The organism is Polynucleobacter sp. Fuers-14, from assembly GCF_018882045.1.
GTDB lineage: Bacteria > Pseudomonadota > Gammaproteobacteria > Burkholderiales > Burkholderiaceae > Polynucleobacter.
In genome coordinates this window covers 147825-174025 of sequence record NZ_JACVPG010000011.1, presented here as the reverse complement: position 1 = coordinate 174025, position 26201 = coordinate 147825, and the positions used below count along the sequence as shown (strand labels likewise).

The 26201-nt window shown below is 46.8% G+C and carries 26 protein-coding genes and 1 other RNA gene; 12 read left to right on the top strand and 15 right to left on the bottom strand.

What is annotated here, in order from left to right; all coding sequences use genetic code 11:
- Positions 1 to 6: 6 nt before the first annotated feature.
- From ICN40_RS07960 to ruvB, 10 genes are all read left to right on the top strand, one after another.
- Positions 7 to 1008, top strand: a complete 1002-nt coding sequence (locus ICN40_RS07960) for an aminoglycoside phosphotransferase family protein (RefSeq protein ID WP_216243271.1) — start codon at positions 7 to 9, stop codon at positions 1006 to 1008.
- Between the two features lie 10 nt (positions 1009 to 1018).
- Positions 1019 to 1735, top strand: a complete 717-nt coding sequence (murU, locus tag ICN40_RS07955; protein WP_216243270.1) for an N-acetylmuramate alpha-1-phosphate uridylyltransferase MurU — start codon at positions 1019 to 1021, stop codon at positions 1733 to 1735.
- The gene (pepP, locus tag ICN40_RS07950) at positions 1728 to 3095 is read left to right on the top strand and encodes a Xaa-Pro aminopeptidase (protein ID WP_255561290.1); all 1368 of its coding nucleotides are present in this window, start codon (positions 1728 to 1730) and stop codon (positions 3093 to 3095) included. The genes murU and pepP overlap by 8 nt, the downstream gene beginning before the upstream one ends.
- Before the next feature lie 16 nt (positions 3096 to 3111).
- Positions 3112 to 4269, top strand: coding sequence for an FAD-dependent monooxygenase (locus ICN40_RS07945; RefSeq protein ID WP_216243268.1), 1158 nt, complete (start codon positions 3112 to 3114; stop codon positions 4267 to 4269).
- Positions 4270 to 4408: 139 nt separating this feature from the next.
- A complete protein-coding gene (gene dusB / locus ICN40_RS07940) occupies positions 4409 to 5425 on the top strand; it encodes a tRNA dihydrouridine synthase DusB (protein WP_216243266.1) in 1017 nt (338 codons plus the stop codon).
- Between the two features lie 57 nt (positions 5426 to 5482).
- Positions 5483 to 5722, top strand: a complete 240-nt coding sequence (locus ICN40_RS07935) for a helix-turn-helix domain-containing protein (RefSeq protein WP_072582732.1) — start codon at positions 5483 to 5485, stop codon at positions 5720 to 5722.
- A 51-nt stretch (positions 5723 to 5773) separates the two neighbouring features.
- Complete coding sequence (gene purH, locus ICN40_RS07930; protein ID WP_216243264.1) at positions 5774 to 7354, top strand: bifunctional phosphoribosylaminoimidazolecarboxamide formyltransferase/IMP cyclohydrolase; 1581 nt, start codon at positions 5774 to 5776, stop codon at positions 7352 to 7354.
- A 26-nt stretch (positions 7355 to 7380) separates the two neighbouring features.
- Positions 7381 to 7911, top strand: a complete 531-nt coding sequence (gene ruvC / locus ICN40_RS07925; protein WP_072582730.1) for a crossover junction endodeoxyribonuclease RuvC — start codon at positions 7381 to 7383, stop codon at positions 7909 to 7911.
- A gap of 29 nt (positions 7912 to 7940) precedes the next feature.
- Positions 7941 to 8522: a Holliday junction branch migration protein RuvA gene (ruvA, locus tag ICN40_RS07920; RefSeq protein ID WP_072582729.1), complete on the top strand. Its 582-nt coding sequence runs from the start codon at positions 7941 to 7943 to the stop codon at positions 8520 to 8522.
- Between the two features lie 26 nt (positions 8523 to 8548).
- Positions 8549 to 9619, top strand: a complete 1071-nt coding sequence (ruvB, locus tag ICN40_RS07915) for a Holliday junction branch migration DNA helicase RuvB (RefSeq protein WP_072582728.1) — start codon at positions 8549 to 8551, stop codon at positions 9617 to 9619.
- Here ruvB and tyrS read toward each other — a convergent pair.
- Entirely contained in the window at positions 9616 to 10848 is a 1233-nt protein-coding gene (gene tyrS / locus ICN40_RS07910; RefSeq protein WP_216243383.1) for a tyrosine--tRNA ligase, read from the bottom strand. The genes ruvB and tyrS overlap by 4 nt on opposite strands.
- A gap of 76 nt (positions 10849 to 10924) precedes the next feature.
- Here tyrS and ICN40_RS07905 point away from each other — a divergent pair, with 76 nt between their 5' ends.
- Positions 10925 to 12052 carry an anhydro-N-acetylmuramic acid kinase gene (locus ICN40_RS07905; RefSeq protein ID WP_216243263.1) on the top strand — a complete coding sequence of 376 codons (1128 nt, stop codon included), beginning with the start codon at positions 10925 to 10927 and terminating at the stop codon, positions 12050 to 12052.
- A gap of 40 nt (positions 12053 to 12092) precedes the next feature.
- Here the strand turns inward: ICN40_RS07905 and erpA are convergent, their stop codons facing one another.
- From erpA to rplM, 4 genes are all read right to left on the bottom strand, one after another.
- Positions 12093 to 12467, bottom strand: coding sequence for an iron-sulfur cluster insertion protein ErpA (gene erpA, locus ICN40_RS07900; RefSeq protein ID WP_068319574.1), 375 nt, complete (start codon positions 12465 to 12467; stop codon positions 12093 to 12095).
- 68 nt (positions 12468 to 12535) lie between these two features.
- Positions 12536 to 13594 (bottom strand): N-acetyl-gamma-glutamyl-phosphate reductase, encoded by a 1059-nt coding sequence (argC, locus tag ICN40_RS07895; RefSeq protein WP_216243381.1) that lies wholly within the window; start codon positions 13592 to 13594, stop codon positions 12536 to 12538.
- Positions 13595 to 13714: 120 nt separating this feature from the next.
- Positions 13715 to 14116, bottom strand: coding sequence for a 30S ribosomal protein S9 (rpsI, locus tag ICN40_RS07890; protein ID WP_072582726.1), 402 nt, complete (start codon positions 14114 to 14116; stop codon positions 13715 to 13717).
- Between the two features lie 9 nt (positions 14117 to 14125).
- Complete coding sequence (gene rplM / locus ICN40_RS07885) at positions 14126 to 14554, bottom strand: 50S ribosomal protein L13 (RefSeq protein ID WP_072582725.1); 429 nt, start codon at positions 14552 to 14554, stop codon at positions 14126 to 14128.
- A 406-nt stretch (positions 14555 to 14960) separates the two neighbouring features.
- Here rplM and ICN40_RS07880 point away from each other — a divergent pair, with 406 nt between their 5' ends.
- On the top strand, positions 14961 to 15383 hold the full coding sequence (locus tag ICN40_RS07880) for an OsmC family protein (RefSeq protein WP_216243262.1): 423 nt from the start codon (positions 14961 to 14963) through the stop codon (positions 15381 to 15383).
- On the opposite strand, the gene rnpB is transcribed toward ICN40_RS07880, so the two are convergent.
- The 10 genes from rnpB to ICN40_RS07830 all read right to left on the bottom strand — a co-directional run bounded on the left by rnpB (position 15384) and on the right by ICN40_RS07830 (position 26192).
- Positions 15384 to 15690, bottom strand: an RNA gene (gene rnpB, locus ICN40_RS07875) — RNase P RNA component class A.
- 59 nt (positions 15691 to 15749) lie between these two features.
- A complete protein-coding gene (gene pyrC / locus ICN40_RS07870; RefSeq protein ID WP_216243261.1) occupies positions 15750 to 16808 on the bottom strand; it encodes a dihydroorotase in 1059 nt (352 codons plus the stop codon).
- Position 16809: 1 nt separating this feature from the next.
- The gene (locus ICN40_RS07865) at positions 16810 to 18162 is read right to left on the bottom strand and encodes a glycerate kinase (protein WP_216243260.1); all 1353 of its coding nucleotides are present in this window, start codon (positions 18160 to 18162) and stop codon (positions 16810 to 16812) included.
- Positions 18163 to 18171: 9 nt separating this feature from the next.
- Positions 18172 to 19995 (bottom strand): ABC transporter ATP-binding protein/permease, encoded by a 1824-nt coding sequence (locus tag ICN40_RS07860; RefSeq protein WP_072582721.1) that lies wholly within the window; start codon positions 19993 to 19995, stop codon positions 18172 to 18174.
- 37 nt (positions 19996 to 20032) lie between these two features.
- A complete protein-coding gene (gene nudB, locus ICN40_RS07855; protein ID WP_216243259.1) occupies positions 20033 to 20476 on the bottom strand; it encodes a dihydroneopterin triphosphate diphosphatase in 444 nt (147 codons plus the stop codon).
- A gap of 21 nt (positions 20477 to 20497) precedes the next feature.
- Entirely contained in the window at positions 20498 to 22297 is a 1800-nt protein-coding gene (gene aspS / locus ICN40_RS07850) for an aspartate--tRNA ligase (RefSeq protein ID WP_215358653.1), read from the bottom strand.
- A 16-nt stretch (positions 22298 to 22313) separates the two neighbouring features.
- A complete protein-coding gene (locus tag ICN40_RS07845) occupies positions 22314 to 22967 on the bottom strand; it encodes a DUF502 domain-containing protein (protein ID WP_072582718.1) in 654 nt (217 codons plus the stop codon).
- A 52-nt stretch (positions 22968 to 23019) separates the two neighbouring features.
- Positions 23020 to 24606, bottom strand: coding sequence for a ubiquinone biosynthesis regulatory protein kinase UbiB (ubiB, locus tag ICN40_RS07840; protein ID WP_216243257.1), 1587 nt, complete (start codon positions 24604 to 24606; stop codon positions 23020 to 23022).
- A gap of 3 nt (positions 24607 to 24609) precedes the next feature.
- Positions 24610 to 25230, bottom strand: a complete 621-nt coding sequence (locus tag ICN40_RS07835; RefSeq protein WP_216243255.1) for an SCP2 domain-containing protein — start codon at positions 25228 to 25230, stop codon at positions 24610 to 24612.
- A gap of 53 nt (positions 25231 to 25283) precedes the next feature.
- Positions 25284 to 26192, bottom strand: coding sequence for a Tim44 domain-containing protein (locus ICN40_RS07830; protein ID WP_216243253.1), 909 nt, complete (start codon positions 26190 to 26192; stop codon positions 25284 to 25286).
- Positions 26193 to 26201 lie beyond the last annotated feature (9 nt).

The window sequence follows — 26201 nt, the reverse complement described above, 5'->3', positions numbered from 1 at the left end:
TCGACCATGACTGACTCACGCTTAAACACCCTCCGTAACTGGCTAAAAGCCCTAGAAGCTAGCTGGCAATTAGATCTCGACTCTTTGGTGCCAGCCTCGGCTGACGCCAGCTTTCGACGCTATTTCCGAATTGAGTCCAAAAACCCCAAATTTGGGACTTTGATCGTGATGGATGCCCCGCCCCAACACGAGCCTTTGGATGCCTTCATAAAGGTCGATTTATTACTGGCTGAGGCTGGTTTAAATGTACCAAAAATCCTAGAGCAAAATCTTGCTGAAGGCTTCTTGCTGTTAAATGATTTAGGCACAAAAACCTACTTAGCCGAACTCAATCATGAAACGGCTGACCATCTCTATAAAGATGCAACTCATGCCCTAGTACTCTTGCAGCTGGCAAGCAAACCAGGGGTTTTGCCAAACTATGATGAAGCGCTATTACAACGAGAATTAGATTTATTTCCAGAGTGGTATCTAAAGAAGCATCTCAATATCAATCTGAGCGAACAACAAACAGAGCAACTCAAAAAAGCTTTTGAGCTCATTATCGAAAATAATTTAGCGCAAGCTAAAGTGTATGTGCATCGTGATTACCATTCTCGTAACTTAATGGTGACCGAAAGAAATAACCCCGGAGTGATTGACTTTCAGGATGCAGTTTATGGTCCTATTACTTATGATGCTTCTTCACTGTGGCGCGATGCTTACGTTGCATGGCCAGAAGAACGTGTGATTGATTGGGTCATTAAATTTTGGGAAGAAGGTCGTAAAGCAGGATTACCAATGCCAGATGATTTTGGACAGTTCTATCGTGATTTTGAATGGATGGGATTACAGCGCCACCTTAAAGTCTTGGGCATTTTTGCAAGACTCTTTCATCGTGATGGTAAGGATGGCTACATCAAAGATATCCCACTCGTACTGGAATACGCGATTGCGACGGCGAACCGTTATATTGAACTAAAACCATTGGCACGGATTCTGGAATCCACTCGCGTCAATCAAGCGTAATTCATCAGCCATGAGTCAGCTCAATTCCATACCTTGTTTTTTACTGGCGGCTGGACGCGGTGAGCGCATGCGGCCCCTCACGGATAATTTACCCAAACCGTTACTTCGCATTCAGAATAAATCGCTGCTGGAGTGGCATTTGGAAGCCCTAGCGAAAGCAAAGATTCAAAACGTGGTGATTAACCATGCTTGGTTAGGTGAAAAAATTGAGGCAACCCTAGGTGATGGAGAGCAATTTGGTCTTCACATTCAATACTCCCCGGAAGGCAAGGCCCTCGAAACCGCTGGAGGTATTTGCAAGGCGCTCCCCATCATTGCGCCCGAAAACTACTTCTTGGTGATTAATGGGGACGTATTTAGCCCAAACCTACCAATTACCCAGCTTGTGGAAACAGCTGCCAAAATGCGCATGGATGAGAACAAGCCTTTGGCCCACTTATTGATGGTCCCAAACCCAGTCCAGCACCCTGAGGGTGACTTTTACCTCCAAGGTACGTCCGTCAGTGATACCAGGCCTGTCGACGCTGAAAAGCTCACCTTCTCTGGAATAGGGATTTATCACAAAGATTTATTTAAAGACCTGGTATTCGGGGCCCCAGCCAAGCTCGCGCCCCTATTGAGAACTGCAATGGAGCAAAATAAACTGTCTGGTGAAAAATATCTCGGTCCATGGCACGATGTAGGCACACCACAACGCTTACAAGAGCTTAATGCAGCATATGAATAAAAAGAATATTTATCAGCTTCGTAGAAACCAATTAGCAGAACAAATCTTTGCCAAGACTGGCGGAGGCATTGCCGTCATCTCAACTGCTCCTGAACTATCTCGCAATCGTGACAGTGAATTTCCTTATCGTCACGATAGCGACTTTTATTACTTGACGGGTTTCGAAGAGCCGGGCGCAACACTGGTCATGAAGGTTAGTGGCAATAGAAAAAACTACCAACTGCAATCTCACTTATTTTGCAGACCCAAAGATCCTGAGCGAGAAATTTGGGATGGCATTCGCCTTGGACCTGACGCAGCACCTGACGCTTTGGGTATTGACTATGCGCACAGCAATCAAGAGTTAGACCAAAGACTGAGTGACTTATTAGCTGATCAAGATGCGGTATATATTCGCCTTGCTGAGAGCGCCGAAGCCGATAGACGGCTGCGTCACTGGATGAAACAGGTGCGTGGACAAGCACGTTCTGGCGTAAATCCACCATCTGAATTTCATGATGTTGAAACACTGATTCATGAAATGCGTCTGTTTAAAGATGCGCATGAAATTGACATCATGCGTCGTGCTGCAGCCATTTCTGCTCGTGCGCATATCCGCGCCATGCAAATCTGTAAGCCCGGAATGCGTGAATATCAACTCGAAGCTGAAATACTGCATGAGTTTCGTAATAGTGGCGCACAAAGCGTTGCCTACAACAGCATTGTTGCTGGCGGTGCAAACTCATGCATCCTTCACTATCGCGCCGGCTCAACTGAATTACGTGGTGGCGATCTTTGCCTGATTGATGCGGGATGTGAGCTTGATGGCTATGCATCAGACATCACCCGTACCTTTCCAGTCAATGGGAAATTTACGGGGCCGCAACGCGCCTTGTATGACATTACATTAGCTGCGCAAGAAGCTGCGATTGCGATGACCAAGCCTGGTAATACATTTATGCAGCCACATGAGGCGGCACTTAAAGTCCTTACCCAAGGTCTATTGGATGAAAAGCTTCTCAAAATTTCAGAGCTGGGTTCTTTAGAGAACGCCATTGAAACTGGCGCCTACCGTCGTTTCTATATGCACCGCACGTCGCACTGGCTGGGTATGGATGTCCACGATGTGGGCTCCTACCGTGAAGCTAGCCAAAATTCATCAAGTGAAGAAAAGCCTTGGCGCATTCTCAAGAGCGGCATGGTGATTACGGTAGAGCCAGGCCTCTACATCAGACCTACCGATGATGTTGATGAAGCCTTTTGGAATATCGGCATTCGCATTGAAGATGACGCCGTCATCAATGATTCTGGGTGTGAGTTGATTTCTCGAGGCGCGCCTGTCAATGCCGATGAAATCGAAGCACTCATGAAGAATGCTTAAGGCCACCAGCATAAAAATGAATTCATCTAGTTGCGATATCTTGATTCAGGGCGGCGGTCCAGTTGGACTCGCTTGCGCGGCTTGGACATTGCAAAAATTTCCTGATGCAAAAATCCTTTTACTTGATCGCAATCCCGCCAACGACAATGATCTGGCAAATGCTGATAGTCGAGGTATAGCGCTATCTCATGGCAGCAAACTCTTGCTCGATACGATTAATGCATGGCCAAAAGAGTTCGCAGAAATTCATCGAGTACACGTTTCACAAGCGGGTCGCTTTGGCCGCGCGCTGATGACGCGTGAAGAGCTCAAGCAAGATGCATTGGGACACATCATTCGATATCGCGATATTCATATGGCTCTGCGTCACGCCTTACGTGCCATTCAAGCAAAGAGCCCTAACTTTATTTGGGAGCACATCAACAAAGATGGCGAGGAAAATAGCATCCACGCAAAATGCGTTGTACATGCTGAAGGTGGTTTATTTAAGACCCAGGACTGGGTTGAATCTGGACGTGACTATGGGCAGTCAGCCTTAGTAGGCATAGTTGCAGTAGAAAATGCAGAGCCCCATCAAGCTTGGGAACGTTTTACTGCTGAAGGACCGTTAGCTGTTTTACCAAGTCACTACGGACATAATGTTTTGAATCTGGTTTGGTGTGGATCACCAGAATCCTCGCAGCATCGTTTACAAATGAGTGATGCAGACTTCTTAATCGAACTACAAAAAGAATTTGGTTCACGGATTGGCCGCTTTCTGAAAATTCAAGATCGTCGTTTATATGAACTTGGCTTGAACTATCGCAAAGAGATCACTCATGACAATGCGGTATGGATTGGCAATGCCGCTCAAACTCTACACCCAGTGGCGGGCCAAGGTTTGAACTTAGGATTACGGGATGCCTTCTTGCTGTCAGAGAAGTTAGTTGAGGTATTTTCTGGGGCCGCAGAGAAACAATCTCCAGCAGATGTCGAAAATGCACTCCAGAGTTATGCGCAAAGTCGCAAAGTAGATAGAAAAACCACAATTGGTCTTACAGACTTTATGGCTAGAGTATTTACATCTAATTTAGCTCCAGTTGTTGCAGCCCGTGGACTGGCTTTAAGCGCCCTGCAGTGGCTTCCGCCAGTCAAGACAGCCTTAGCTCGCCAGATGATGTTTGGTAGGCGCTAAAGCCCTTAAATCACCCTCAAAATTTAAGCATTCTCCGTTTGATCTGAAATACGCATTTACCAATTATTCTGCCTAAAAAATAGGCATATAAGGGTCTGAATGTGCTAAAGTGTCATGCTTTCCGCCCAAGCCCCTTTAGATGAACATTGGTCCTCACCTCCTCGCAAATAAGTTATTTGTGGCCCCTATGGCTGGGGTAACGGATCGCCCATTTAGACAGCTATGTAAGAAGTTGGGGGCCGGGTATGCGGTTTCTGAAATGGTGGCCTCAAATGCCCTGCTTTGGAAAAGTGAAAAAACACAGCGTCGCGCCAATCATGTTGGTGAATTCAAGCCGATTGCTGTTCAAATTGCAGGGGCTGATCCAGCAATGATGGCGGCAGCAGCAAAAATCAATGTTGATCACGGCGCTCAGATCATTGATATCAATATGGGATGTCCTGCAAAGAAAGTTTGTAATGTTGCGGCTGGCTCTGCCCTATTGCGTGATGAGCCTTTGGTGCAACAAATTCTAGAAGCAGTTGTGAATGCTGTCGGTGTCGGACCAGATGCGGTACCAGTTACTTTGAAAATTCGTACAGGCTGGGATCGTGAACATAAGAATGCCATTGAGATAGCGCGTCTTGCAGAAAAATCTGGCATCTCCATGCTGACCGTCCATGGTCGCACGAGAGCAGATCTGTATCACGGTGAAGCGGAATATGAAACGATTACCGCAGTCAAAAATAGTGTGGGCATTCCGGTGGTGGCTAATGGCGATATCACCAGCCCAGAAAAGGCAGAGCAAGTCTTAAAGCTCACCGGCGCTGATGCCATCATGATTGGACGAGCCGCTCAAGGTCGCCCTTGGATCTTCCGTGAAATTAACCACTATCTTGAAACTGGTGGCAAGCTGCCAACCCCGGAGATCAATGAGATACAGGGCATCATGAATGCGCATCTCTTAGACCACTACGAGTTCTATGGTGAGCATATTGGCCTGCGTACTGCTCGTAAGCATATTGGCTGGTACTGCAAAGGGCTGCGTGACTCCCATGCCTTCCGCCAGCGTATGAATACTGCCGACGATTGCAAAACCCAACTGCAAATGGTCAATGATTATTTTGACGAAATGAAATCCCATTCTGACCGCTTGTTATTTTTAGAAGCGGCATAGTTCTAGCTTAATTTAGTTTCTTTATTTATTTTTTTGTTTTTGTATTGATAGATTGTTATGACCAATAAGCACCCGATTACCGAATGTATTGAAACCCAATTACAGGGTTACCTGAATGACCTCAAAGGAACTGCACCAACTGATATCTATGACATGGTATTGGCTGTTGTTGAAAAACCAATGCTGGAATTAGTGATGCAGCATGCCAAGCAAAATCAATCACTGGCAGCGCAGTATCTGGGCATTAATCGCAACACCCTGCACAAGAAGTTGGTTGAACATCAACTTCTGAAGTAAGCGCAAACTTTACTAATAACAAAGCCATTCTTTAAATTAAGCTCCGAAACCATGATCCGTACAGCCCTACTCTCCGTCTCCGATAAAAATGGCATCGTGCCTTTTGCTAAAGCCCTCCATGAGCAAGGCCTTAAGCTTATTTCTACTGGCGGCACCGCAAAACTCTTGGCCGAAAACAATCTGCCTGTTGTTGAAGTTTCTTCTTTAACGAAATTTCCGGAGATGCTGGATGGTCGCGTCAAGACCCTCCACCCGATGGTTCATGGAGGACTATTGGCTCGTAGAGATTTCCCAGAACATATGGCAGCCTTGAAAGAGCATGGCATAGACACCATTGATATGCTCGTCATCAATCTTTACCCCTTCAATGAGACTGTTGCTAAGGAAAACTGCTCATTCGAAGATGCCGTTGAAAACATTGATATCGGCGGCCCAGCAATGCTTCGTGCAGCAGCCAAAAATCACCAAGATGTCACTGTGCTGATCTCACCAGAAGATTACGCTCCTGTCTTAGCCGAAATGAAGGCCAATAAGAATGTTGTTTCTTACAAAACCAATTTGGCTTTAGCGAAAAAAGTATTTGCACATACAGCGCAATACGATGGTGCGATTGCTAACTATCTCTCAGCATTAGGCGATGATCTTGATCATAAAGCCCGTTCTGCCTACCCAGAAACTTTGCACTTTGCCTTTGAAAAAGTACAAGAGATGCGTTACGGTGAGAATCCACACCAGTCTGCAGCGTTCTATAAAGATATTTACCCAGTCGATGGCGCTTTAGCCAATTACAAGCAGTTGCAAGGGAAAGAACTTTCTTACAACAATATTGCCGATGCAGACTCTGCCTGGGAATGCGTTAAGAGCTTTACTGGCAACGCTGGTGGTGCAGCAGCTTGCGTCATCATCAAACATGCCAACCCTTGTGGTGTAGCTGTTGGTGCTACTGCGCTTGAAGCCTATCAAAAAGCCTTCAAGACCGATCCTAGCTCCGCCTTTGGCGGCATCATTGCTTTTAACGTACCCTGCGATGGCGCTGCAGCTGAAGCGATCTCTAAACAATTCGTGGAAGTATTGATTGCGCCTAGCTTTAGTGATGAAGCTAAAGCGATCTTTGCTGCGAAACAAAATGTACGTCTTCTAGAAATTCCATTGGGTACTGCATTTAATACCTTTGATTTCAAACGTGTTGGCGGTGGTTTGCTGGTGCAATCTCCTGATGCTAAGAATGTTCTCGAAAGTGAAATGCGCGTTGTCAGTAAGCGTCTGCCAACCCCAAGCGAAATGCACGACATGATGTTTGCATGGCGCGTAGCCAAGTTTGTGAAATCCAATGCCATTGTGTATTGCGCTAATGGAATGACTCTTGGTATCGGTGCCGGTCAAATGAGCCGCGTAGACTCTGCGCGCATGGCTAGCATCAAGGCTGAGAACGCTGGCTTAAGCCTCAAAGGGTCTGCAGTAGCAAGCGATGCCTTCTTCCCGTTCCGTGATGGCTTAGATGTCGTTGTGAATGGTGGCGCAAGCTGCGCCATTCAGCCAGGTGGCAGTATGCGTGATGATGAAATCATTGCGGCAGCAAATGAGCATGGTATCGCCATGATCTTTACTGGCACACGTCACTTCCGTCACTAAGAAAACAAGAAGCCATAAACAAACTCATGCGCTGGATAGGAATCGACCCAGGTTTACGGACTACTGGTTTTGGAGTCATCGATGTCGATGGCCAAAAGCTGACCTACGTAGCCTCGGGGACGATTGAAAGTGGCGATCCAGCTAAAGGCCTGCCTGAACGCTTAGGCACCCTCTATGCCGGTGTTAAGGAAGTTCTGGAGACCTATAGACCAGAGTCTGCTGCGATCGAAGAAGTCTTCTTAAACGTCAATCCTCGTTCCACACTCATGTTGGGTCAGGCACGGGGTGCTGTTATTGCCGCTCTCGTTTCAGAAAAACTCCCGGTAGCTGAGTACAGCGCCTTAAGAGTCAAGCAGTCCATTGTTGGCACTGGTAGAGCAGCTAAGCCTCAGGTCCAAGAAATGGTCAAGCGTCTTCTCAGACTGAGCCGCGCCCCAGGGACTGACGCCTCTGATGCACTAGGCGTTGCCATCTGCGCCGCCCATCATGCGCAGATGCCAAAAGCAATTACTGCAGCTTTAGCACCTAAGCTAACGCCTAAGAAACGTAGCAAGTAACAATACACATCACAGGTTAAGATCTCTACATGATTGGTCGCATTCAAGGTACCCTCGTTTCAGTTCACCCTCCTCGCCTTTTAGTCGATTGCCAAGGTATTGGTTATGAGGTTGATGTGCCTATGAGCACTTTGTATCAACTACCTCAGGCTGGTCAAAAGATTACCCTATTGACACATTTTCAAGTTCGCGAAGATGCGCAGCAACTTTTTGGCTTTGCTACTGAAACTGAGCGTGAAGCATTTAGACAGCTCATCAAGATTAGTGGCGTCGGCTCACGCACAGCACTCGCAGTTCTTTCCGGCATGAGTGTTAATGAACTAGCCCAAGCCATTGCACTTCAAGAAGCTGGGCGCCTCACTCAGGTGCCTGGTATCGGCAAGAAAACTGCTGAGCGTCTCTGCCTAGAGCTCAAAGGCAAGCTAGCTCCAGACTTAGGCATTACAGGTGACAAACCTCAGGCAATTGAGGCTAGCAGTGAAGTGTTACAAGCCCTCCTTGCTCTGGGCTATTCAGAAAAAGAAGCACTTTTGGCACTCAAGCAAATCCCGCCCGATACCAGTGTTTCCGATGGAATCCGTATGGGATTGAAGTATCTATCTAAAGCTTAATAGTCAAACGGCACTAAACTCTCAGCATGGCAATACATACAGACGACCTCAGCTCTATTCCTGAAGATTTACCGGAAGGTAATGCCCGCATTGTGAGCGGTGCAGCAGGCAATACTGAAGCCGTCTTTGAAAGAGCCCTTCGCCCTAAACAACTCGATGAGTATGTTGGCCAAACTAAGGCCAGAGCACAATTAGAGATTTTCATCAGCGCTACGAGAGCGCGCCAAGAAGCCTTAGACCACGTTCTCTTGTTTGGGCCTCCTGGACTTGGTAAAACAACTCTTGCTCACATTATTGCAAGAGAGCTTGGTGTGAACATGCGCCAAACGAGCGGCCCTGTTCTAGACAGGCCTGGCGATCTTGCTGCCTTACTAACAAATCTAGAAGAAAACGATGTTCTCTTTATTGATGAGATTCATCGTCTATCTCCAGTTGTGGAAGAAATTCTGTATCCCGCGCTAGAGGACTACAGCCTAGATATCATGATCGGCGAAGGCCCTGCAGCGCGCAGCGTGAAGATTGATCTCAAACCATTTACCCTGATCGGCGCAACTACTCGTGCCGGCATGCTGACCAATCCATTGCGTGATCGTTTTGGTATTGTGGCCAGACTCGAGTTCTACACGACTGAAGAACTCACTAAAATCATTAATCGCTCAGCTAGCTTACTTAAGGCTGATATCGATCCAGAAGGCTCCGTAGAAATTGCAAAGCGTGCTCGTGGCACTCCTCGTATTGCTAACCGTCTATTACGCCGCGTACGTGACTATGCAGAAGTAAAGGGCACCGGCACCATTACTAAGGCTATGGCCGACGCTGCACTCAAGATGCTGGACGTGGATCCAAGTGGCTTTGATGTGATGGACAGAAAACTCTTAGAAGCGATCTTGCACAAGTTTGATGGTGGCCCGGTAGGTATCGATAACTTGGCAGCAGCCATCGGTGAAGAGCGCGACACGATTGAAGATGTTCTTGAGCCCTACCTCATTCAGCAAGGCTACCTACAAAGAACCTCAAGAGGCAGAGTAGCAACCCGCCAGGCTTATGAGCACTTTGGATTAACTCCGCCTAGCGGAAGTGCTAGCTTAGATATTTAAGCTAGCGTTACTTTCGCAAACTTTCGTTTGCCGACTTGCACCACGTAAGCTCCAGCTTCAACCTTTAATTGCTTATCAGCAACGGTTACACCATCAATCTTTACGCCATTTTGCTCGATATTGCGATTAGCCTCTGATGTGGATGGGGCCAAGCCTGCAGCCTTCAAGAGGCTGGCGATTTGCATTGGAGCCCCAGAAAGAGCTACTTCTGGAATGTCGTCAGGTACGCCACCTTTAGCGCGGTGATTAAAGTCCTCTAAGGCTTTTTCTGCTGCAGCTTGCGAGTGGAAGCGTGCCACGATTTCTTGGGCGAGCAGTACTTTGCAGTCTTTTGGGTTTCTGCCAGCAGCAACCTCTTGCTTCATCAAATCAATCTCAGCCATTGGACGGAATGACAGTAATGTGAAGTAGTCCCACATCAAATCATCCGAAATGCTCAAGAGCTTGCCAAACATATCGCCAGCAGGCTCGCTGATACCAATGTAATTGCCTTTAGACTTACTCATCTTCTCAACACCATCAAGACCAACGAGTAGTGGCATCGTCAAAATACATTGAGGCTCTTGGCCATACTCACGTTGGAGTTCACGACCAACTAGAAGATTGAACTTCTGGTCCGTACCACCAAGCTCTAAATCACTCTTCAGTGCAACGGAGTCATAGCCTTGCATGAGTGGATATAAAAACTCATGAATCGAAATAGGCACACCATTGCGATAGCGCTTCGTAAAGTCATCACGCTCGAGCATACGAGCAACAGTATGTTTAGCAGCCAACTGAATCATGCCGCGCGCGCCCAAAGGATCACACCACTCGCTGTTGTAACGCACTTCGGTTTTAGAAGGATCGAGCACCATACTCGCTTGACGATAGTAAGTCTCTGCATTGACTGCGATTTCTTCTGCGGTCAATGGAGGGCGGGTAGCGTTACGACCCGATGGATCACCAATCATGCTAGTGAAATCACCGATCAAGAAAATTACGGTATGACCTAAGTCTTGTAACTGGCGCAACTTGTTCAAAACAACGGTATGACCCAGATGAATATCAGGAGCCGTAGGATCTAAACCTAATTTAATCCTGAGTGGAGTCTTGGTAGCTTGGCTACGAGCCAGTTTCTGAACCCAGTCTGCCTCAACCAATAGCTCATCGCAGCCACGTTTGGTGACTTCGAGCGCCGCAAAGACTTCAGGGGTCAAAGGATATTTTTGTTCTGGTTTAGCCGTCATGCTGATTCGGATTGCTGATTCAGTTAAATTAGTAGTTAAATTGCTAAAGCATAATTGTCGCATTCCTGAGAGCTAAATGAACAAACTCCATTCCCTCTATATCGGCCTAATGTCTGGCACCAGCCTGGATGGGATAGATGCTGTTCTAGCGAAGATAGGGGCTAATGGGGAAGCTAGTGCGCTAGACGCCATTAGCGCCCCTTTCTCAGCGGAGCTCCGCAAGACCCTATCCGAGCTTCAAAGCCCTGGCCCAAATGAGCTTCACCGAGAAAAACAGGCAGGAAATGCTTTGGCCTTGGCTTATGCAGAAGCCGTTAGCCAGTTACTCAGAAAAGCAAATCTACAGCCTTCTGATATCGCTTCCATCGGCGCACATGGGCAAACGATTCGCCACCAACCGTATCTTGGGGATATGGCTTACACACATCAAACTCTCAACCCAGCCCTCTTGGCAGAAAAAACGGGCATTGATGTCATCGCCGATTTTAGAAGTCGAGATTTAGCTGCGGGTGGACATGGTGCACCTTTAGTTCCTGCATTTCATGCGCAGCAGTTTGTAGAAGATAAAAATTTAGCCATTCTCAATATCGGTGGCATCGCTAATCTCACCTTACTTCCTCAGAATGGCGAAGTAACTGGTTTTGATTGTGGTCCAGGCAATATGCTGATGGACGCCTGGATACACGAACATCAAGGTAATGCCTATGATGAAAATGGTAATTGGGCATTGCAGGGAAAAGTGAATGAAGAACTGCTTGCAAAAATGCTGTCTGATTCTTTCTTTGCAAAAGTTCCGCCCAAGAGCACTGGTAGAGACGACTTTCACCTCACTTGGTTACAAGAAAAATTGAATGGTGCAAATTATCTTTGTGAAGATGTGCAGGCTACTTTATTGCATCTCACAGCACACTCAGCCCTTGAAGCTTTAGCACGTCATGCCCCGCAAACCCAGAAGCTGATTGTCTGTGGAGGCGGCGCTAAAAATAATGCCTTGATGAATTTATTCAAAGTGAAGTCGCAGAATTTCTTCAAAAAGCCATTAGAAATTACTACGAGTGAATCCGCAGGAATTGATCCGCAACTTGTGGAAGGCCTTGCTTTTGCATGGCTAGCGTGGGCTCATAAAGAAAAACGGCCAGCAAATTTGCCAGCCGTTACGGGAGCGAAGGGTCCTAGAATTCTAGGCGCTTGTTACCCAGCTTAACTTCGCTGTTTAATTAAATATTAATTAAGTTCTTTTTTAATTAAGCAGAGAAAGAAGATCCACAACCACAAGTAGTTTGCGCATTCGGATTCTTAATTACAAACTGTGAGCCGTTGATATCTTCTTTGTAGTCAATCTCAGCGCCAACTAAATATTGGAAGCTCATTGAATCTACCAACAAGGTAACGCCATTCTTTTCAAAGAGAGTGTCATCTTCATTCACAGCGTCATCAAATGTGAAACCATACTGAAATCCTGAGCAACCACCGCCTTGTACGAATACGCGCAGCTTCAATTCTGGATTGCCTTCTTCAGCAATCAAGTCCGCCACTTTCGCAGCAGCGCTATCCGTGAACACCAATGGGGTTGGCGGCTCGGCTAAATCTTGTGCAGGTTGTGTAGCTAATTCGGTCATGATTTACTCCCAATTCAAAAGGCAATGTCTTATTTTAGGCTTTTAATGCCCAGTTTGCTGAAGGGTCATTATGGGGAAACAGCGATCTGGGTAAGACCCATAGTCTCTGGCAACCCAAACATCAGGTTCATGCACTGAACGCCCTGGCCTGAAGCACCTTTCACCAAATTGTCCTCAACTACCAAAATAACTAAAGTGTCACCACCCCCTGGACGATGGATCGCAATCCGAATGCCATTGCTACCCCGTACAGAACGCGTCTCTGGATGACTGCCTGCCGGCATAACGTCGACAAATGGTTCATCCTTATAGAAGCTCTCATACAGCTTTTGGTAATCAACCTCTTTACCAGCCTCAGTCAAACGGACGTACAAGGTCGAATGAATGCCTCTAATCATCGGGGTTAAATGCGGCACAAAGGTCAAACCGATCTGATCATGGCCAGCAATGGCTTTTAAGCCCTGTTCGATTTCAGGGAGATGGCGATGGCCCTTGACGCTATAAGCCTTGAAGTTATCGCTAGCCTCAGACAATAGGGTGCCGATCTCTGCTTTTCGGCCAGCACCAGAAGTGCCTGACTTTGAGTCAGAAATAATATGCGTGCCATCGATGAGGTGTTTGCCGCCAGTCGATTTAGGTGATAGCAAAGGCGCTAGACCTAGCTGCACTGATGTTGGATAGCAACCCGCCAAACCAACTACGCGCGCTTTCTTAATGTCCTCACGGTTAATCTCCGCCAAACCATAAACCGCTTCAGCCAAAATTTCTGGGCAGGTGTGCTCCATGCCATACCACTTTGCAAATTCTTTGACATCCTTCAAACGAAAGTCTGCGGCAAGATCCAAAATCTTCACATTGTTAGCGAGCAATTCTTTTGCTTGTGCCATTGCAACGCCATGTGGAGTTGCGAAGAACACCACATCACATTCATTCAGCTTGGCTTCATCTGGTGTCGTAAATTTGAGAGCAACACGGCCACGCAAAGATGGAAACATCTCAGCCACTGGCATGCCAGCTTCTGTGCGAGAAGTAATTGCAGTGAGCTCTACCTCAGGATGCTGCGCCAATAAACGCAATAACTCTACTCCGGTATATCCAGTGCCACCTACGATGCCAACTTTAATCATGCCATTCTCCAAAATACCGATCATGAGAAGTTTCTTTTAAAACTTCTGAATACCTCAATTGTAGAAACAAAAAGGGCCGCTTGCGCGACCCTTTCGATAAAACTTGAGCGACTGAAAGAATTAGCGCTTGCTGAACTGCTTACGACGACGCGCGCCGTGCAGACCAACTTTTTTACGCTCAACTTCACGAGCATCGCGAGTTACCAAACCTGCTTTAGACAGGGCTGGCTTCAAGGCGTTGTCGTAGTCGATTAATGCACGAGTAACGCCGTGACGAACTGCACCAGCTTGGCCAGTTTCACCGCCACCAGAAACGTTTACTTTGATATCAAAGGTCGTTAAGTGGGCTGTGAGAGCCAAAGGCTGACGAGCGATCATGCGTGATGTTTCACGAGCAAAATAGGCATCGATAGGCTTACCATTAACAATGATTTCGCCTTTGCCAGATTTAATGAATACACGCGCCACAGAACTCTTGCGACGACCAGTACCGTAATTCCAATTTCCGTAATTAATAGCCATTTGGGTTCCTTAAATCTCTAACGCTTTAGGCTGTTGAGCCGTGTGCGGATGATTAGCGTCGCCATAAACTTTCAATTTCTTGATCATGGCATAGCCTAGTGGGCCTTTTGGCAACATACCCTTCACAGCCTTCTCCAAAGCGCGACCTGGGAAACGGTCTTGCATCTTGTCGAAGTTAGTCGAACTAATACCACCTGGGTATCCGCTGTGACGGTAATAAATTTTGTTCAAGCCTTTTGTGCCTGTGACACGGAGCTTAGATGAATTGATGACAACGATAAAGTCGCCAGTATCAACGTGTGGGGTGTATTCAGGCTTGTGCTTGCCGCGTAGACGGAGTGCCACTTCACTGGCGACACGACCGAGGACTTTGTCCGTAGCGTCAATCACGAACCATTCATGCACTACCTCATGGGATTTTGCAGAAAAAGTTTTCATGATTTCTCAAATTGTTATAGTCAAAAAAATTACCCCAAAATTACATCCACCTTGGCCCTGCTTATGTTTGCAAGCTCGCAGATTCTGCAATTTACTTGGTACAACAAATTACCGCTGACCGGCTCGGTAATTCAGTAAAGCCTTGAATTGTAACCTAAAAAAAACCCAGGAACGAGTCCTGGGTTGGAATCCACCTATGTTTGGGTGGAGGAGACACTGGGAGGTAAGTCGCAGTCTTATACAAGACTGACTACCAATATGGTTATTGTATCCATATGCATGGTGCGATGCAAGAATATTGACCAAAATCAATAATTTTATGTTGCTGTGCAGCAACTTGATTTCCCATAAAATAGGTAAACTATTGATAATATTGATTAATTTAGTAAGTTAGGAATCACTAATAATGGAATGTCGAGTAAGTTGGTTGGGTAATGGCGGCATGGCTTTTTCTGGGGAAACTGGCAGTGGCCACCTCGTAAACATGGATGGTGCCCCTGAAGCTGGTGGCAAAAACCTCGCTCCAAGGCCAATGGAGCTGCTTTTAGTGGGTGCAGGCGGATGCTCTGCATTTGATGTGGTTTTAATCCTACAAAGGGCCCGTCAGGCCATTAGTGGCTGTGAAGTAGCTCTCCAGGCTGAGCGAGCAACAGAAGACCCTAAAGTCTTCACTAAGATCAATTTGCACTTTATGGTCAAAGGGAAAGACTTGGATCAGGCAAAGGTAGATCGCGCCGTAAAGCTCTCACATGAAAAATATTGCTCAGCTACGACCATGTTGGCTAAAACTGCAGAACTGACCTACAGCGTCGAAATCATTGCGGAATAAGTGCAGAGTCAATCGATAAGCCGGATTCTGTCGCCTAGATTTGCATCTAGGGGCAATCATTCCTCTAGGCCGGCAGTTACCTGACGGCTCAAGCTCCCTACCCGCAGACTCAGCGGGACGCCTCATCGCCTGCTTACTTGGGATTGCTCCAGGTGGAGGTTACCGCGTTTCACCGTAACTAAATACGCTCGTCTCTGTGGCCCTATTCCTCACGTCGCCGTGGATGGCCGTTAGCCATCACCCTTCCCTATGGAGTCCGGACTTTCCTCCCCCTCAATAAAGAGGCGGCGATTGCCCAATTGACTCTGCGCCTGCAGTCTAACGCAGTCAGGCCAATTTGGCTAAGAAAGTAATGATTCGTGTTTTTTAAACGAGTGACCAGGCGATGGTTTCGCCAGCACGCAGCGGAACGATAGTGGTATCACCTAATGGCAATTCAGCAGGGATGCTTTGCGCTTGCTTTACCAGAGTAATTTTTTTGCTATTGCGTGGCAATGAGTAGAAGTCGGGGCCAAAGAAACTAGCAAAGCCTTCTAACTTATCCAGTTTGCCAACACCCTCAAATGCTTCGGCATATAAACCTAAAGCATTAAAGGCGCTATAGCAACCCGCACAGCCACAAGCCGCCTCTTTGGCACCCTTAGCATGAGGCGCACTATCAGTGCCCAAGAAGAAACGAGCATTTCCACTAGTGGCTGCCTCTAATAGAGCAACGCGATGTTCTTCACGCTTAAGCACTGGCAAACAATAATTGTGCGGACGAATGCCACCAGCAAAAATAGCATTGCGATTCATGAGTAGATGCTGCGGAGTAATCGTGGCTGCAATCGTATTCTTTCCACCCGTTGCTGCATCACGCACATAGTGGGCTGCTTGCTTGGTAGTGATGTGCTCAAACACAATCTTGAGCTCAGGAAATTTTTTACGAAGAGGCTCTAAAACCGTATCAATGAATACCGCTTCACGATCAAAGATATCGATTTCAGAGCTGGTTACTTCACCATGCACTAAGAGCGGCATACCAACAGCTTGCATCGCTTCTAATGCCGCATGGCAATGTTTAAGATCACTGACACCGGCGTCACTATTCGTCGTTGCACCTGCTGGATATAACTTAAAACCTACAATGCCTGCAGCCTTGGCCTTACGAACCTCATCTGCAGAAGTATTGTCAGTGAGATACAAAGTCATCAAAGGCGTGAAGTCACTGACACCCAGAGACTTTAAATTCGATTCAATGCGAGATTGATAGGCCTTAGCCAAATCCACAGTAGTTACTGGTGGTTTGAGATTGGGCATGATGATCGCACGCGCAAATTGACGCGCAGTGTCTGCCAACACATCTTTCATCACTTCACCATCACGAATATGCAAATGCCAATCGTCCGGCTGAATCAGTTGAATTTGTGTAGGGCTATTAGACATATTATTTATCGAGCAAGATGATGCGGAAATCATTCACATTGGTAAGTGTAGGGCCAGTTTCCACTAAAGCGCCTAATTCTGCAAAGAAGCCATAGCAATCATGCGCTGATAAGAATTTCTCTGGTACCCGGCCTGCAGTCTGGCTAGCTTGGCGCACGGCGCTATCAAACCAGGCTCCAGCGTTCTTTTCGCTACCATCAATGCCATCGGTATCCGCAGCCAAAGCAGCTATTCTTGGCAAATCAGAGCTAGCAGCCAAAAGTGAAAGCAGGTATTCGCTGCAACGACCGCCACGGCCTTTTACGCCTGCTGGAATCGTCACAGTACATTCACCACCTGAAATGAGGGCAAGCGGCTTATCAATTCTCTTAGCTATATAGTCACGAGCTAACGCAGCCTGCTCCACACCCACTTCTTGCGCTTCACCAGTAATAGTGTCTCCTAAAACAATAGGCTCATAACCCTGCGTGCGCACATAGTCAGCGGCAGCCTCTAAACTTTTATAAGCAGTTGCAATCACATGGTTGGCCACTTGGGCGGAGATTAAATCAGAATCTTTCAGAGTCTCCGGCTTTTCACCAGCCAAACCTTGTTTGAGATGATTCAATACTGATCCAGGGATAACCGAATCATCTAAATCATATTTTTGCAAGATGTTGAGTGCATCTAAATAGGTTGAGTAGTCTGCAGCACACGGGCCGCTAGCAATATCGGCTGGTGAGTCGCCTGTGACATCAGAAATTAATAAAGCCTCGACTCGTGCGCCACGGGCGATAGCTACTCTAGCTAAATTGCCACCCAAGATTGCAGATAAATGTTTACGCACCACATTCATTTCTTCAATAGGTGCACCACTACGCAAAAGTGCTTCCGTGGTCTTACGCATATCATCAATCGAGATACCCTCTTGCGGCAGGGTAAGAAGGCTTGATCCACCACCAGAGACTAAGGCGATCAATACGTCGCCTTTTTCCAACTGATTGGTTAAGGCAAAAATTTCTTTAGCTCCATCCATGCCAGCTTGATCGGGCACTGGATGGCCAGCCTCTACGATCTTGATGAAGGAGGTTGGTGAGCCGTGACCATAACGCGTCAGCACAACGCCCTCTAACTTCACCTGTGGCCAATGGGATTTGGCATAAGCTTCTAATGCACTAGCCATCGAAGCGCTAGCCTTACCTGCACCTACTACCAAACATTTACCCTTAGGCTCTTGCCCAACTGGAAATATCTTTGCTAAGTACTGGGGAACAATGACCTGTGGATCAGCCACTGCCACTGCAGCAGCAAATGCATTTTTAAGAATTGCTTCTTTACTTGCTGCCATAGAGGGAAAAGAACTGTTTTGAGTCATCCAGCTATTCTAATCAACCGTGGCACGCTCTTGCATCTGCCACATCTCCGCGTACCTTCCTTGAGCTGCAAGCAACTCTTCGTGAGTTCCTCGCTCCACAATCTGACCACGGTCCATCACTAAAATTTGATCGGCATGAATAATAGTTGAAAGACGATGGGCAATAATGAGGGTTGTCCGGTTCTTGGCCAAACTGAGTAGTTCTTCCTGAAAAGCGCGTTCTGTTTTGGAGTCTAGAGCTGAAGTCGCTTCATCAAAAATCAACATGGCCGGTTTTTTGAGGAGTGTTCGCGCAATCGCTACGCGTTGTTTCTCACCCCCAGAAAGCTTCAAACCTCTCTCGCCAACCTGTGTGTCATACCCCTCTGGCAAGCGCTTAATAAAGCCATCGATTTGTGCTGCCCTAGCTGCCTCTTGCACCTCCTCAATCGTCGCCGAAGGATCGCCATAGGCAATGTTGTAACCAATCGTGTCATTAAATAGAACGGTATCTTGCGGGACGATACCGATTGCTTTACGCAAGCTAGCCTGAGTCACATCTTGAATATTCTGCCCAGCAATCAGAATTTCTCCTGACTGCACATCATAAAAACGGAATAGTAATCTGGCGAGAGTACTTTTACCTGCGCCACTTTGACCCACTACCGCCGTAATGGTTCCAGCAGGAATATTGAAGCTGACATCACGCAGAATTTCACGCTTCGCATCATAGTGAAACGATACATGCTCAAACCTGACGTCCGGGCCATGTCCCTGGTCATGAACTTGTAGTGGCCTTGCATCTGGAGAATCAGCAATCTCTTTATCGGTATTCAGCAGAGAAAACATTCGATCCATATCAGTCAATGACTGCTTAATTTCTCGATATATCACCCCTAAGAAATTGAGTGGGATATAGAGTTGAATCATCAAGGTATTTACCAGCACCAGATCGCCCAAAGTCATCGTGCCATTGACAACCCCGACAGTAGCGCGCCACAGAATCAACATTAAGCCCGTGGCAATAATGATCTGCTGGCCGAGATTTAACACGGCCAAGGTCTTTTGTGACTTCACTGCTGCAGATTGATAGCGCAGCAAGTTTTCATCGTAACGCCTGGCTTCAAAGGCCTCGTTACCAAAATACTTCACTGTTTCAAAATTCAAGAGCGAGTCAATGGCTTTTTGATTGGCCTTTGAATCCATATCATTCATAGTGCGGCGGTAATGGGTACGCCACTCAGTAACCATCACCGTAAAAATAATATAGAGGACTAAGGCTATAAATGTAATTGCAGCAAACCAAATATCGTATGAATAGGCAAGGTAGCCCAACACCAAACAAAACTCAATTACTGTTGGCAAGATGCTATAGAGCGAGTAAGAAATCAGTGACTGAATACCACGTGTACCGCGCTCGATATCTCGACTCACGCCACCCGTCTGACGGGCTAGATGAAAGCTCAGCGCCAATGAATGCAAATGCTCAAATACCTGAAGCGCCACTTTACGAACTGCATTCTGGGTAACCTTGGCAAACAAAGCTTCACGCAACTCTGTAAACAAGGATGCGGAAATTCTTAATAAGCCATAGGCCAAAATAATTCCCAAGGGAACAGCCAAAAGGGCTTGGGGAGAACTTGCTTTGATATCCAAAGAGTCAATTAACTCTTTCATCACAATTGGAATGCCGAGATTAACGACCTTGGCAGCTATTAAACAGCTCAGGGCAATAATTACCCGAAAGCGATACTCCAGAAGATAAGGGAGGAGATCACGAATGACGCGCCAATCACCGCGCCCTGGTGTTTTTGAATCTGCGCTACCGTGATGATGTCCTGATGAATGTCTCATCGCTCTATCTTATTCCTAATCGGCTATTTGACTCGGCTTAGTTCGCAGAAAATAATTTCAAAATAGCCTCGCCATTGCTACGAGAAAAACATTTCTTAGCGGCCTCTTCATAAGGGAGCCACTCATATGCAACATGCTCCCTTGGGGCAAGTGTGATTGGAGTGCTATCCGGAACTTCTAGCGCAAACCAATGTTCGATATTTCGGGTAACACCTGGGGCATAACGAAATCGCCACTCAGGATAGATTTCATACTCGATGTGATGATGCAGGTTTTGCAACGCCTCTTTTGGTAGGCGCACCACCGCAATCCCCGTCTCTTCAAATACTTCTCGCGTAGCTGCTAAAGCCAGATCCTCATCGAGAGCATCAAGACTACCAGTGACAGATTGCCAAAAGCCAGAGCGGTCAGCACGCTCTATCAATAAAACATCCCTATTCGATTTGTAGATAACGACTAAAACCGAAATAGGGATTTTCAAGATGGTATTACTGAAGTTGCTTTATGCGGCAGGGGTAGCTTGACGCAAACGGATATGCAACTCACGCAGTTGACGCTCGTCTACTGGGCTTGGGGCCTGAGTTAACAAGCACTGCGCACGTTGTGTTTTAGGGAAAGCAATCACATCACGAATGGATTCTGCACCAGTCATCATCGTTACGATGCGATCCAGGCCGAACGCAATACCGCCGTGAGGAGGCGCGCCATACTGAAGTGCATCTAACAAAAAGCCAAACTTCGCTTGCGCTTCTTCTGCATCAATTTTCAATGCGCGGAATACCTGGCTTTGAACCGCCTCTTGGTGAATACGGACTGAGCCGCCACCAATTTCACTACCGTTCAACACCATGTCATACGCTTTAGCTAAACACTTACCTGGATCGGATTCCAGATATTTCATATGCTCATCTTTAGGGCTAGTAAACGGATGGTGGCAAGCCACCCAACGTGCTTCGCCTTCATCGTAGTCAAACATTGGGAAATCCACCACCCACAATGGCTTCCAACCTTCTGTAAAGAGACCATGGGCTTTACCCCAAGCAGACTGACCAATACGTAAACGTAAATTACCAATCGCATCGTTTACTACTTTTTCTTTATCGGCACCAAAGAAAATAATGTCGCCATCTTTTGCACCAGTGCGCTTCAAGATGCCTTCAATCGCTGCATCATGCAAATTCTTCACGATTGGTGACTGCAAGCCATTGCGGCCTTCAGCAACGGAATTGACCTTGATCCAAGCCAAGCCTTTAGCGCCATAAATACTTACGAACTGAGTGTAGTCATCGATTTCGCTACGGCTAATTTCAGCGCCGCCAGGCACGCACAAGCCCACCACTCGTCCACCCACTTGGTTAGCGGCACCTGAGAACACCTTGAAATCAACATCTTTCATTAAATCGGTCAATTCGGTGAATTCAAAGTTCACACGCAAATCTGGCTTATCGGAGCCAAAACGCGCCATGCCCTCTGAGTAAGGCATGGTCGGGAATGGATTAGGCAACTCAACATTCATCGTCTTCTTGAAAATATGACGAATCATGTTTTCAAACAAATCACGAATTTCTAACTCACTCAAGAAAGCAGTTTCACAGTCGATCTGAGTAAATTCAGGTTGACGATCCGCACGCAAGTCTTCGTCACGGAAACACTTGGTGATTTGATAGTAGCGATCAAAGCCAGCGACCATTAACAACTGTTTGAATAACTGTGGAGACTGTGGCAGCGCAAAGAACTGGCCATCATGAACACGGGAAGGCACCAAATAATCACGCGCGCCTTCTGGGGTGCTCTTAGTTAACATCGGTGTTTCGATATCGATAAAGCCAGCATCATCTAAATAACGACGACACTCCATCGCCACGTTGTAACGCAAACGTAAATTCTTTTGCATTTGTGGGCGACGCAAATCCAATACGCGATGAGTCAATCGAGTAGTCTCGGATAAATTTTCATCATCAATCTGGAACGGTGGAGTTACAGAAGCATTCAGAATCACCAAGCTATGGCAGAGGATCTCTACTTTTCCACTAACTAAATCCGTGTTCTCAGTGCCGGCAGGACGTGCACGTACAAGACCTTTAATCTGTATACAGAACTCGCTACGAACTTGTTCAGCAAGAGCAAACATTTCTGGGCGATCAGGATCGCAAACAACCTGTACAAAACCTTCGCGGTCACGCAAGTCAATAAAGATCACGCCTCCGTGGTCACGACGGCGATTAACCCATCCAGCAAGAGTGACTTCTTGACCAATCAGTGAATCGGTTACCTGGCCGCAGGTATGGCTTCGCATTGACATAACAATTTCCTATAAATCAAAAATGGTGTGGCAACTGGGATGCAGTTAAACCACTAGAACTATTGGGAGGAACAGAGCCCATTGAAACAATATGTTTCAGAGCCTCTTCCACACTCATCTCTAATTCAATCGTTTGTGCACGTGGCACGATCATGAAAAAACCAGAGGTTGGATTTGGGGTTGTAGGCAAAAATACGTTGACGTAATCTTCACCCAATTTGGCAGTTACTTCTCTTGCAGGAATGCCAGTTTGAAAAGCAATCGCCCAAGAATCCGCATGGGGATATCGAATCAGCAAGGCTTTGCTAAAAGCTTGCCCACTTCCAGAAAATAAAGTGGATGAGACTTGCTGAACGCTGGAATAAATGGAACGAACAATCGGTATGCGATTAACAAATTTATCCCAAACTTTTAACCACCACTGTCCGGCAAAATTAATTGCGGTCAATCCAGTGAGAAGGATGACCACAATCACAATCAGTATTCCAACGCCCGGGAGGTCACGGAAATGCTGCAAATCTCTAGCGGCATCTTCAGGGAGAACAATAATAATGGCGTGCATTACAGAACCAAAAACACCATCGAGCAGGCCCAAGCCCCAAGCAATCACCCAAATGGTGATCGACAATGGTGCCCAAACGAGGATGCCAGCGATAAAGTATTTTTTCATGTGTTCTGCCTAACCCGCTATTTTAGCGGGTTAGCAGCCAATCAGCGAGAGACTAATAAATGCCAAGGCTGATGATCAAAATTCCGGCCAAAAACCCGCCAGCAAAGAGTAAAGCGCCTGCCAAAAGGCGATGTGTACGTCTTTCTTGCAATAAAAGGGCCTTTAAGACCTCTAATTCACCATTTTGGTCTTTTATAGGGGAGCGAACCTGCGCTAGGCTATCCGCAATCAAACGGGGCAATGTTGGCAGAATTTTGGCCCAAGTAGGCGCCTCTTCCTTGATGCCATCAATGAGACCGCGCCACCCCAACTGCTTACTTACCCATTTTTCCAGAATCGGCTTAGCCGTTTTCCAAAGGTCTAGATCAGGATCCAACTGACGGGCCAACCCTTCGACATTCAGAAGGGTTTTTTGTAGCAAAGTGAGTTGCGGCTGAATTTCCACCTTAAAGCGACGCGATGTTTGAAATAGGCGCATCAGCACGATGCCCAAGGAAATTTCTTTCAGAGGGCGATCGAAATACGGTTCGCAAACTGAACGTACCGCACCCTCTAATTCTTCAACGCGGGTATTCGCCGGAACCCAACCCGATTCAATATGTAACTCAGCAACTCGGCGGTAATCGCGATTAAAGAATGCCAGAAAATTCAAGGCTAAATAATTTTTGTCAGATTCGCTTAATGCGCCAACGATTCCAAAATCTAGAGAAATAAAGCGGCCAAATGTTTCTGGCTCTAAGCTAATCATGATGTTGCCGGGATGCATATCCGCATGGAAGAAACCATACTCAAAGACTTGAGTAAAGAATATTTCTACACCATCCGAAGCTAATTTCTTAAAGTCAACACCTGCTTCTCTGAGCGCTGCAGTTTTACCAATCGAGACGCCATACATTCTTTCCATGACAATCACATTGGTGTGACATAAATCCCAATACATCTCAGGAATCATTAACTTATTCGAATCCGCAAATTGCCTACGTAGCTGACTCGCATTAGCGGCTTCGCGCATGAGATCAAGCTCGTCATGCAGATAAGTGTCGAACTCCGCGACGTTCTCGCGTGGCTTTAAACGACGACCATCTTCGGAGCTTTTTTCAATCACCTTGGCTAAGTCGTACATCAAGGCCAGGTCACCATTAATCACCGGCAAAATACCGGGGCGCAAGACCTTGATGGCTACTGAACGACCCTCCCATTCAGGATGCTTATCTGTGCCACGCAAGACTCCGAAGTGCACCTGTGCCACTGAGGCACTAGCGACAGGTGTTGCATCAAAGCTAATAAACACTTCTTCAATTGGTTGACCTAGATCCGCTTCAATCAAGCGACGAGATTCTTCATTTGAAAATGGTGGTACTTGATCTTGTAATTTAGCCAATTCATTGGCAATATCTTCTGGCAATAAATCGCGGCGCGTAGAGAGCACCTGACCAAACTTCACAAAAATAGGGCCTAGTGCCTCGAGCGTTAATCGAATACGCTCGCCTCTAGGCAAATGACTGCCAGGAGAGATCCAGCAAAGCATGGTTAAGAATCCGCGACGAATGCCCGGCTTTAGAAGATCACGAAGTAGTGGCAATAAACCATAACGCCATGCGGTAAAGAAAATGAAAAAGAGACGAGCAATTCGACGCACGATTTATTTAGCCTTTTGCTCTAGAAGTTGAATACGTTTTTCCATACGATCTACAGACTCGCGCAAATCACTTAATTCGGATTTACGAACCATAAAGTCTCGTTTATTTAAAAGCACTTTCTTTTCTTCGCTGACATACTCCACTACATTGTCCAGCAAATCGCTTGCAGCAGAACGTGTGGCAGACACAAACTTTTTACCCTGCCTTACGGCAAAGTTTGCAGGTGCATCTCCAACCAGACGAGCTAAATCTTCCTCGTATTCCCAGCGCAACTGTCCTGCAAGACGGCCCAATAATTGGGCCAAGTCTGCATCACCAGTAATTTTGACTGCTTTGAAAGCCTGCTCTCGCAAAGAACCGGTACTGCCTGCCAAGTCACTCAATGCCTTAGCAGAAACCTCCAAAGTGAGCGAAGGTGCCTCAATCTCTTTTAAGCTAGCCAATAAACCATCTGGCTTAATCTCAAAACACAGATTGCCTAGCGGAAGTTGTAACAAGATTGTTTTGTTGGCATGACGAGCCAATTCAGCAGACGCCCAAGGCTCGCTACCCAACACGTGATTAATCCCCCGGCAGGCTGCGCCAGAAGCAATCGTATGGGTAGTCGAAAAATATCTGTTCATGAGTGTAAAAAACCCGCACTAGTGCGGGTTTTCCGACGGAAAGTACCTAAAGCTTAAACCAACTGGGAAATACCCGCCAGTACCCAGCCGCCAGGACCTTCCACAGGCTTGCTTAAATTCCAGATTTCGGAGAAGTCGCTCGCTGGAGCTCCCTGCTGCTCACGAATCATGCCGCTGAACTGAACGCTACAGAAATAATGGGCATCTGCCGTCTCAACCCCTAAGAGCTGAGCATTAATAGTCACGACATCTGTTTGATTGCTGCCATCAGTTCTACCAGCTAAATCTTGCTGAATCGTGGCAAACATATCGGGAGTTGTAAATTCACGTAAGGATGCAAGATCACCTTGGTCCCAAGCTTTTTGCAAAGTGACAAAATATTGTTTTGCATTTTCCAAAAATGTTTGCTGATCGAAACCAGGGGGCAAGGTTGACTGAAATACCTCAGGCTCTGCACTCACCCCACCGAATGCATTTGCAGCAGGAGTGAATGCAGGTTCTTGTCTGGGCATCTCAACGCTATTGCGCTGCATGCCTTGTGATGGCGCATTTGAGTTTTGACCAGCACCAGACATCGCTGGCAATAATCTACGAATCACAAACATAATGACAAAGCCAGCCAACATTGCGATCAGCAAACCAGTAATTAATGAAGAGGCTGCTTCACCTAAACCAAAATGCGATAAGAGGTAACCAATTCCCAGGCCCGCAGCTAAGCCACCCAAAATACCACCCATGCCACCAAAACGACTAGGCGCAGGTGCTTGAGGGGCGGGGGATGGGGAAGTCGGCTGTGCTTGCTGAACTGGCTTTTGCACAGGAGCAGTCTGACGTTGCATTGGTGCACTTGGCGCGCGTCCAAGACTTCTTCCGCCACCTAAGCGAGCAGCATCAACCTGACCAACCATTGCAATGATCAAAGTAAAGCTCAAGAGAACTGCTTTAAAAAAATGTTTATTCATTTTTAGATT

Excerpts from the sequence above, each read along its gene's own strand:
- ICN40_RS07960 (WP_216243271.1), top strand. The coding sequence starts at position 7 with ATGACTGACTCACGCTTAAACACCCTCCGTAACTGGCTAAAAGCCCTA.
- murU (WP_216243270.1), top strand. The coding sequence starts at position 1,019 with ATGAGTCAGCTCAATTCCATACCTTGTTTTTTACTGGCGGCTGGACGC.
- pepP (WP_255561290.1), top strand. The coding sequence starts at position 1,728 with ATGAATAAAAAGAATATTTATCAGCTTCGTAGAAACCAATTAGCAGAA.
- ICN40_RS07945 (WP_216243268.1), top strand. The coding sequence starts at position 3,112 with ATGAATTCATCTAGTTGCGATATCTTGATTCAGGGCGGCGGTCCAGTT.
- dusB (WP_216243266.1), top strand. The coding sequence starts at position 4,409 with ATGAACATTGGTCCTCACCTCCTCGCAAATAAGTTATTTGTGGCCCCT.
- ICN40_RS07935 (WP_072582732.1), top strand. The coding sequence starts at position 5,483 with ATGACCAATAAGCACCCGATTACCGAATGTATTGAAACCCAATTACAG.
- purH (WP_216243264.1), top strand. The coding sequence starts at position 5,774 with ATGATCCGTACAGCCCTACTCTCCGTCTCCGATAAAAATGGCATCGTG.
- ruvC (WP_072582730.1), top strand. The coding sequence starts at position 7,381 with ATGCGCTGGATAGGAATCGACCCAGGTTTACGGACTACTGGTTTTGGA.
- ruvA (WP_072582729.1), top strand. The coding sequence starts at position 7,941 with ATGATTGGTCGCATTCAAGGTACCCTCGTTTCAGTTCACCCTCCTCGC.
- ruvB (WP_072582728.1), top strand. The coding sequence starts at position 8,549 with ATGGCAATACATACAGACGACCTCAGCTCTATTCCTGAAGATTTACCG.
- tyrS (WP_216243383.1), bottom strand. The coding sequence starts at position 10,848 with ATGACGGCTAAACCAGAACAAAAATATCCTTTGACCCCTGAAGTCTTT.
- ICN40_RS07905 (WP_216243263.1), top strand. The coding sequence starts at position 10,925 with ATGAACAAACTCCATTCCCTCTATATCGGCCTAATGTCTGGCACCAGC.
- erpA (WP_068319574.1), bottom strand. The coding sequence starts at position 12,467 with ATGACCGAATTAGCTACACAACCTGCACAAGATTTAGCCGAGCCGCCA.
- argC (WP_216243381.1), bottom strand. The coding sequence starts at position 13,594 with ATGATTAAAGTTGGCATCGTAGGTGGCACTGGATATACCGGAGTAGAG.
- rpsI (WP_072582726.1), bottom strand. The coding sequence starts at position 14,116 with ATGGCTATTAATTACGGAAATTGGAATTACGGTACTGGTCGTCGCAAG.
- rplM (WP_072582725.1), bottom strand. The coding sequence starts at position 14,554 with ATGAAAACTTTTTCTGCAAAATCCCATGAGGTAGTGCATGAATGGTTC.
- ICN40_RS07880 (WP_216243262.1), top strand. The coding sequence starts at position 14,961 with ATGGAATGTCGAGTAAGTTGGTTGGGTAATGGCGGCATGGCTTTTTCT.
- pyrC (WP_216243261.1), bottom strand. The coding sequence starts at position 16,808 with ATGTCTAATAGCCCTACACAAATTCAACTGATTCAGCCGGACGATTGG.
- ICN40_RS07865 (WP_216243260.1), bottom strand. The coding sequence starts at position 18,162 with ATGACTCAAAACAGTTCTTTTCCCTCTATGGCAGCAAGTAAAGAAGCA.
- ICN40_RS07860 (WP_072582721.1), bottom strand. The coding sequence starts at position 19,995 with ATGAGACATTCATCAGGACATCATCACGGTAGCGCAGATTCAAAAACA.
- aspS (WP_215358653.1), bottom strand. The coding sequence starts at position 22,297 with ATGTCAATGCGAAGCCATACCTGCGGCCAGGTAACCGATTCACTGATT.
- ICN40_RS07845 (WP_072582718.1), bottom strand. The coding sequence starts at position 22,967 with ATGAAAAAATACTTTATCGCTGGCATCCTCGTTTGGGCACCATTGTCG.
- ICN40_RS07835 (WP_216243255.1), bottom strand. The coding sequence starts at position 25,230 with ATGAACAGATATTTTTCGACTACCCATACGATTGCTTCTGGCGCAGCC.
- ICN40_RS07830 (WP_216243253.1), bottom strand. The coding sequence starts at position 26,192 with ATGAATAAACATTTTTTTAAAGCAGTTCTCTTGAGCTTTACTTTGATC.